Source organism: Longimicrobiaceae bacterium, from assembly GCA_035696245.1.
Classification (GTDB): Bacteria; Gemmatimonadota; Gemmatimonadetes; order Longimicrobiales; family Longimicrobiaceae; genus DASRQW01.
Window position 1 is genome coordinate 1 of sequence record DASRQW010000496.1, and the last position, 6787, is coordinate 6787.

Here is a 6787-nt window from a genome sequence, read left to right on the forward strand (position 1 = left end):
CCAGCGGCGCCTCGCGCGCCGTGATCGACCCGGCGGCGGACAACACGGCGGCGAACAGCGCGAACTGGAAGCTGGGCACCGCGGTGTACAGCGGCACCAACAAGGGCACGCCGGGCGCGCCCAACGACGGAGCGGCCACGCCGCCCACCAGCACGGGCCCGGTGGCGACGGTCGTCGTCTCGCCGGCCACGGTCACGCTGGCCCCCGGCGCCACGCGCCAGTTCAGCGCCACGGCCCGCGACGCGAACGGCCAGGTCACCGCCACGACCTTCACGTGGACGAGCCTGAACACCACGGTCGCGACCATCAGCGCGGGCGGCCTGGCGACGGCCAAGGCCGACGGCACCGCGAACGTGGTGGTCACCAGCGGCAATGGGTTCGCCGACACGGCCACCATCACCGTCAGCACGGTGGTGAACTCGACCTCGGCCGAGTACCTGAACCACGTGGAGTTCGGCACGCCCACCGACGGTACGCCGAACGACGAGGTGATCGTCCGCCACACCGAGTACGTGCTCAGCTACAGCCCCAAGCACGCCGGGCCCAACTGGGTGAGCTGGGACCTGAACGCCACGCACTTCGGCGCCGCCCAGCGCTGCGACTGCTTCGCCGCGGACCCGATTCTGCCGGACTCGCTGTATCACGTGGTGACGTCGGACTACACCGGCAGCGGCTACAGCCGCGGCCACATGGTGATGAGCCAGCAGCGCACGGCCACGGACCTGGACAACCAGCACGCGTTCTTCATGACCAACATCCTGCCGCAGTACCAGGACATGAACGGCGGGCCGTGGGAGAAGTTCGAGGTCTACAACAACGACCTGGCGCGCACGAGCGGCAAGGAGCTGTACGTGATCGCCGGCGGGTACTGGCCGCCCAACCCGGCCACGCTGAACAACGCGGGCAAGATCGAGATCCCCAGCCGCACCTGGAAGATCGTGGTGATCCTGCCGCGCGGTAAAACGCTGGCCGACGTGCACAGCACGGCCGACCTGCAGGTGATCGCTGTGGACATGCCCAACGTGACGGGCATCATCTCCAACGGCTGGGAGATGTACCGCACCTCGGTGGATGCCATCGAGGCGGCGACCGGCTACGACTTCCTGGCCCTGCTGCCGGACTCGATCGAGAACACGGTCGAGGCGAGCAGCAACTAAAGCGCGGCTGATTCGAAACAGCAGGACGAAGCGCCCCGGTCCATCGCGGACCGGGGCGCTTCGTCGTTGGGGGGGATGCTGGCAGGGGCCTGTGGTTCGGCATTGGAGCAGTGCCGGTGCCGAGAACGTGTCGCAGCGGGGGGGATGCCCCTCCCCCAGCCCCTCCCCCGCAAGCGGGAGAAGGGAGCTTGTTCCGCGGCGGGCGGTTCAGGGTTGCATCGATCCGGGCTCCGTATCAGCGGGGTAGGACGGCACCAGAAGCCAGCGTCGGCCAGAGGAGGGAGAGGCGAAGTCCGCATGGGTGCATGATATACCGAGCAAGGTGCTCGACAGCTGCTGCGGCGTCGCTTCACCGAGAGCAGATCGACTCCGATCCCCCCATCCTCGCATCCGCGGCACAGAGGAAACCCACCTGGCCCCGGCCGATCTCTCCACTCCCGTTTTGCGGGGGAGGGGGCATCCTTTCCGCCACCGACGCACTCAAACAAATGGACAAGCGACATACCTGGATTCCGCGCGGAACGGCGGTTCAGCTACGCGCGATCCAGAAGATGTGCGCCGGTTGGTGACGGGCACACGAAAACCGCGGCGGGCGCGAACGAGCGCGCCTGCCGCGGGGGTTCCGAAGCGCGGGCGGATGCGGAGTGCGCGTCCGCCTGCGCGGGGGGCTAGAAGACGGTGGTGCCGCCCGTGCCGCCGCCGCCGTCGATGGGGGCGCCGGACTGGAGCGTCAGCTCGGACAGGTGCGGGAGGCGCTCTACGTTGGGCGCGATCCACGCCTGGCGTGCGGCGGGCGCGGAGATGTCCGTCTGCGAATGGACCTGGGTCATGGCACCTTTGCGTGGGCGAGAGAACTCCCCACGGCGGGGGAGGAGGGGAGCTGGATGATCAGGCGGGATGGCCCGGCCCGGCCGCGAGGGCCAGGCGCTCCTACATGATGCACCGGAACGTGTGTGTTGCGCAATGCCTGCGATGCGCCCGGCGGACAATCGGGGGCCGGCCCGCATACCCCGCCGCCGCGGCCCTAGACGGCGGAACACGTGTCGCCGCCAGCCCGCACCCTGAAGACAGCCGGCGGGCTCCGGACGTTGGGAGCCGCCGCCCGGTGCCGGCGTCGTCCGCGAGGAACGACGCCGGCGCCGGGCACGTGCGTCAGTTGATGACGGTGGCGCTGGGCCGCGCCTCGACCTCGGCCTCGATGGCGTCGGGCAGGGCCGAGAGGAAGTCGTACCCGGTGGCGGCCTCGATGGCATCTACCGTGGTGGTGTACTGCTGCCAGTGCTCGCTGGCGATGCCGGTTACGTTGGGCATGTTCACCACGATGATCTGCACGTCGCTGGCGGAGTGCACGTCGGCAAGGCCCTTACCGTACGGGAGGATCACCATGATCTTCCACGTGGTGGTGGGGATCGCGACCTTGCCCTCGTTCTTGAGCGTGGCGGGAGTGGCCGGGAAGATGCCGCCCGAGATGTTGTAGATCTCCTTCTGGTTGAAGCGCGCCAGCTCGTTGCCGTACGTCTCCAGCTCGCCCCACGGCCCGCCGTTCAGGTCCTGGAACTGCGGCAGGATGTTGGTGGTGAGGAAGGTGGTGTCGTTGTCCGCGCGCGTCTGCGTGCGCTGCTCGCTCTGGCACATGTGCCCGCGCGAGTAGCCGCTGTTGGTGTAGTCGTTCGTCGTCACCTGGTACACGCCGTACGGCACCAGCGCCGGGTCGGTGAAGAAGGTGGGAGCCCGCGCCACCCTGCCGAAGTGCGTGCGGTTCAGGTCCCAGCTCACCCAGTTGGGCCCGCCGCGGCTGGCGTTGTACGACAGCGCGTACTGCGTGCGCTGGGGCGGCACGATCAGGATGTCGTTGTTGCCCCCGCCCGGCGTGGGCAGGCCGAACTCCACGTGGTTGCGGTAGATGGCGGCCGGGCTGTACTGGAAGACGCCGTACACCGTGCTGTCGGCCTTGCCGTTGGCGGCCGTGGCGACGATGACCGTCTTGCCCGTGTCCGCGTGCGTCACCAGGCCGGTGCCGTCGATGGTCGCCACCGCCGGGTTGGTGCTGCTCCACGTGATGGTGGTGGGCGACGCCTGGCCCAGGGTGTCCTCGGCGAAGGCGCTGAAGCGGCGGAACTGGTGCAGCGTGTCCACCACCTCGAACCCGGGGGAGATGCGCACCACCGCCACCGGGCCCACGGGCACCAGCGGCGCGTTGGCGCCGCCCGGCGTGCCGCGGTCGAAGTCGCCGGTGCCGTCGCCCACGCCGTACTTGCGGTAGCCGGTGTTCCACGCGGCCGAGGCCATGACCGTGTTGTCGGCCGTGAGGTCCAGCAGCTCGCGGGTGCGGCCGGTGGGGGGCGCGGTGGTGGCGCCGCCCGTGGCCCAGATCACCGAGTCGATGGCCGGCGCCGTGCCCGAGGCCGCGGGGCGCCGCAGCGCCACGAAGTCCGGCGCGGTGGCGCTGGTGGTGTTGGAGAGCTGGATGGCCGTGCCGCCCCACTCGCCGATGGCGGTGACGCCGCCGTTGCGCGCCGGGTTGGAACGCGCGGCGATGATGCCGAAGCCGTTGGCGGGAACGACCATGCTGGTGGAGAAGGTCACCTGCTCGGTGCTGCTGCCCGAGCGCGAGGCCAGCCGCCAGCCGTTCAGGTCCACCGGGTCGCGGCCCACGTTGGCGATCTCCACGTACTCGCCCAGCGAGTCGTCGGTGGCGTTGGGGTTCGCCATCACCTCGCTGATCACGAGGCGCGGCTCCAGCGGGGCCTGCACGTAGACCTTGAAGGTGAAGGTGCCCACCGTCACCGGCACGGTGAACTTCCACCCGCGGGCCGCCGTGGTGGCGCCCGAGGCGAGCGGGCCGGGGTAGGCGTAGTACGACTGGCCGCCGGCCGTGAAGCTGCCGGTGCGCGCCGTGTCCACCGTGATGGTGCCGGTGCCCGAGGTGGCGGTGGGCGGGTTCTGGAAGAAGACGCGCAGGCTGTCCGCGGCCACGCCGTCCTTGGTGCCCATGGCTTGGGCCACGGTGCCCGGGGTCACGCCCAGCAGGTTGCGCACGGTCGCGTCGAAGGTGAACGCCGCCGACGCGGTGTCGTAGTGCACGTTGCTGGACGCGAGCGTCACGAAGGTGCCCTGCCCGCCCACGATGGCGCGCCGCGACGCGCTGGCGCCCGCCCCCGCGGCCAGGCAGACCACGGTGCCGGCACGCACGTTGGCGGTGCAGTCCAGCGCCCGCGTGTCGTACGTGCCCGGCAGGCCCATTATGGGCGGCAGCTCCGGCGCGACCGGCGCGCGGTCCTCGCAGGCAGCCAGGAGCGAGATCGCGAGCGGCAGCACGCACGCGAACGCGCGAGCGGCGGGCTGCCGGAAGGGGGACGATTCCATGTGTGGGCACACTCGGTTCGAGGGGGACAACGGCCGCGGAGGGCGGCCGGGACGGAGACGTATTCGCTTGGGGGCCTGCCGGATGGGACGGAAACATAACGAACGACCGTCCGCGCGTGGAGTGCGGCGACGGGCCGCCGCTCGCATCTCGCCGTAAGATGCTCCCCGCCGGCGCGCGGGGCCAGGCTTTCATGTAACACGGACGCACCGCGCGGGGCACATCAACGCCGCCCCGCCCGCGGCGCAGCGCATCCGTCGCATCAGCCGGGGCGCGGCGGGACTGCGTCGACGTCCGCCGAGACGGAGACGATCTACCGGTCCGCTCCACCCGCCGTGCTCGATCGACCGACATCTACCCGGGCCGCTCAACATCTACCAAGCCGGGAGCCGGTCCGTCTTCCGATGGGTGATTGGTAACGACTGGTCCGTGGATGTGGACCGGCGGTCCCGATTCAAATCCGCCGACCCGTTCCACCCTGCGCGCGGGGATGCGGGGAGGACGGCCGCCGTGCATCTCCCGAAAGCCGTTCTTGGCCAGGAGATGCGATGCGACGAATCTCCTGGCACCGGGGCGGGTCAGCGGCGGGACATGCGGGCGTCGGCGGGGACCTTGGGGACCTTGACGAGGCCGGCGACGATGGCCTGGCGCAGGGTCTCCACGCGGTAGTACACGCTGTCCGGGATGAGCGGACGGTTGCGGGCGTCGTACACGTAGCCCACCGCGCCGTCCGACAGCCCCTGCGACAGGAGGCCGCCGTGGAACCGGCCGCTCCTCACCTGCTCCACCAGGCCGTAGAGCGACACGTCCAGCTTCTTGGTCACCGAGGTCAGCACGTGGCCGGGCGCCTCGGCGCTCTGGTCGACGTCCACGCCGATGACCCACCTGTTCGCCTGCTGCGCGGCCTGGAACACGCCCTTGCCGGTGCCGCCGGAGGCGTGGAAGATCACGTCGGCGCCCGCGCCGTACTGCGCCAGCGCCAGGGCCAGCCCCCGCTCCGGCTGGTTGAAGGCAGCGGGCCCGGTGCCGGCGTAGTCCACCAGCACCACGCAGTCCGAGCACACGGCGCGCACGCCGGCCGTGTAGCCCGCCTCGAACTCGCGCACGATGGGCGAGTACATGCCGCCCACGAAGCCCACCTTGCGGGTGGCGGTCTTGAGCCCCGCCAGCGCCCCGGCCAGGTACGCGCCCTCTTCGGCGCGGTAGGTGATGCCGGCCATGTTGGGCGGCAGCGGCAGCGCGCGGCCCTGCTCGTCGGTCACGGGCGCGTAGTCCAGCACGGCGAACTTGCCGGCGGGATGGTCCTTGGCGACCTGGAAGGTGGGCTGGCTGGCCATGAAGCTGACGCCCACGACCAGGTCGCGACCCTCTTCCGCGAAGCGGGTGACGCCGGACAGCGTGGCGTCCTCGCGCTGCACGTCGGCGATGGAGGTGTCGGCGCCCAGGGCGGCGGCGGCGCGGCCCGCCCCGGCCACGGCTTCGTCGTTGAAGCCCTTGTCGCCGCGCCCGCCGGTGCTGAGCACCACGCCCACGCTCGGCCCCTTGCCTCCCGCGGCGGCGGACTGCGCGGCGTCGCGGCAGCCGGCGGAGAGGACGACGGCGCAGGCGGCGATCGCGGCGCGGCGGATCTTGGGGTGCGTCACGGTCACCTTCCCGGGGGGATGCGGAAGTAGCTCACCATGGCCTGCAGCGCGTCGGCCTCGGCGGCCATGCGCTCGGCGGTGGCGGCCAGCTCCTGCGAGGCGGCCGCGTTGTTCTGCGTGATCTGGTCCACGTCGCTCATGTGCGACGTGACCTCGCCGATGCTCTGCGTCTGCAGGGTGGACGAGCCGGCCACCTCCTGCATGAGCTCGGCGCTGCGGCGGATCACGGGCTCCAGCCCGCCCATGAGGTGCGCCGAGCGCTCGGCCACGCGCCGGCTGTCGGCGGCGATGCCGCGGATCTGCGCGGCGGCGGCCTGGCTGCGCTCGGCCAGGCTGCGCACCTCGTCGGCGACGACGGCGAAGCCGCGCCCGTGCTCGCCGGCGCGCGCGGCCTCGATGGCGGCGTTCAGCGCCAGCAGGTTGGTCTGGTCGGCCAGCTCGTGGACGACGGAGATGCGCTCGGTGATCTCCTTCATCGCCTTCATGGTCTCCACCGCGGCCGTGCCGCCCTGCTGCGCGTCTGCCGCGCTGCGGAGCACGATCTCCTGCATGTCCAGGCTGCGCTGGGCGCTGCCCGCGGCGGCCTGGTTGATGGCGCGCAGCGACTGCGACGTCTCGGCGAT

5 protein-coding genes are annotated in these 6787 nt (G+C 71.2%); 1 reads left to right on the forward strand and 4 read right to left on the reverse strand.

Annotation, left to right across the window (positions count from 1 at the left end; all coding sequences use genetic code 11):
- Positions 1–1157, forward strand: a 1157-nt coding sequence (locus VFE05_22255; protein HET6232815.1) for a DNA/RNA non-specific endonuclease, incomplete at its 5' end; no start/stop codon positions are given.
- 668 nt (positions 1158–1825) lie between these two features.
- Here the strand turns inward: VFE05_22255 and VFE05_22260 are convergent.
- The 4 genes from VFE05_22260 to VFE05_22275 all read right to left on the reverse strand — a co-directional run.
- A complete protein-coding gene (locus tag VFE05_22260; protein ID HET6232816.1) occupies positions 1826–1987 on the reverse strand; it encodes a hypothetical protein in 162 nt (53 codons plus the stop codon).
- A gap of 322 nt (positions 1988–2309) precedes the next feature.
- On the reverse strand, positions 2310–4523 hold the full coding sequence (locus VFE05_22265) for a DNA/RNA non-specific endonuclease (GenBank protein ID HET6232817.1): 2214 nt from the start codon (positions 4521–4523) through the stop codon (positions 2310–2312).
- A gap of 576 nt (positions 4524–5099) precedes the next feature.
- Positions 5100–6164: a BMP family ABC transporter substrate-binding protein gene (locus VFE05_22270; protein ID HET6232818.1), complete on the reverse strand. Its 1065-nt coding sequence runs from the start codon at positions 6162–6164 to the stop codon at positions 5100–5102.
- 2 nt (positions 6165–6166) lie between these two features.
- The coding region (locus VFE05_22275; GenBank protein HET6232819.1) for a methyl-accepting chemotaxis protein at positions 6167–6787 on the reverse strand (621 nt) is incomplete at its 5' end.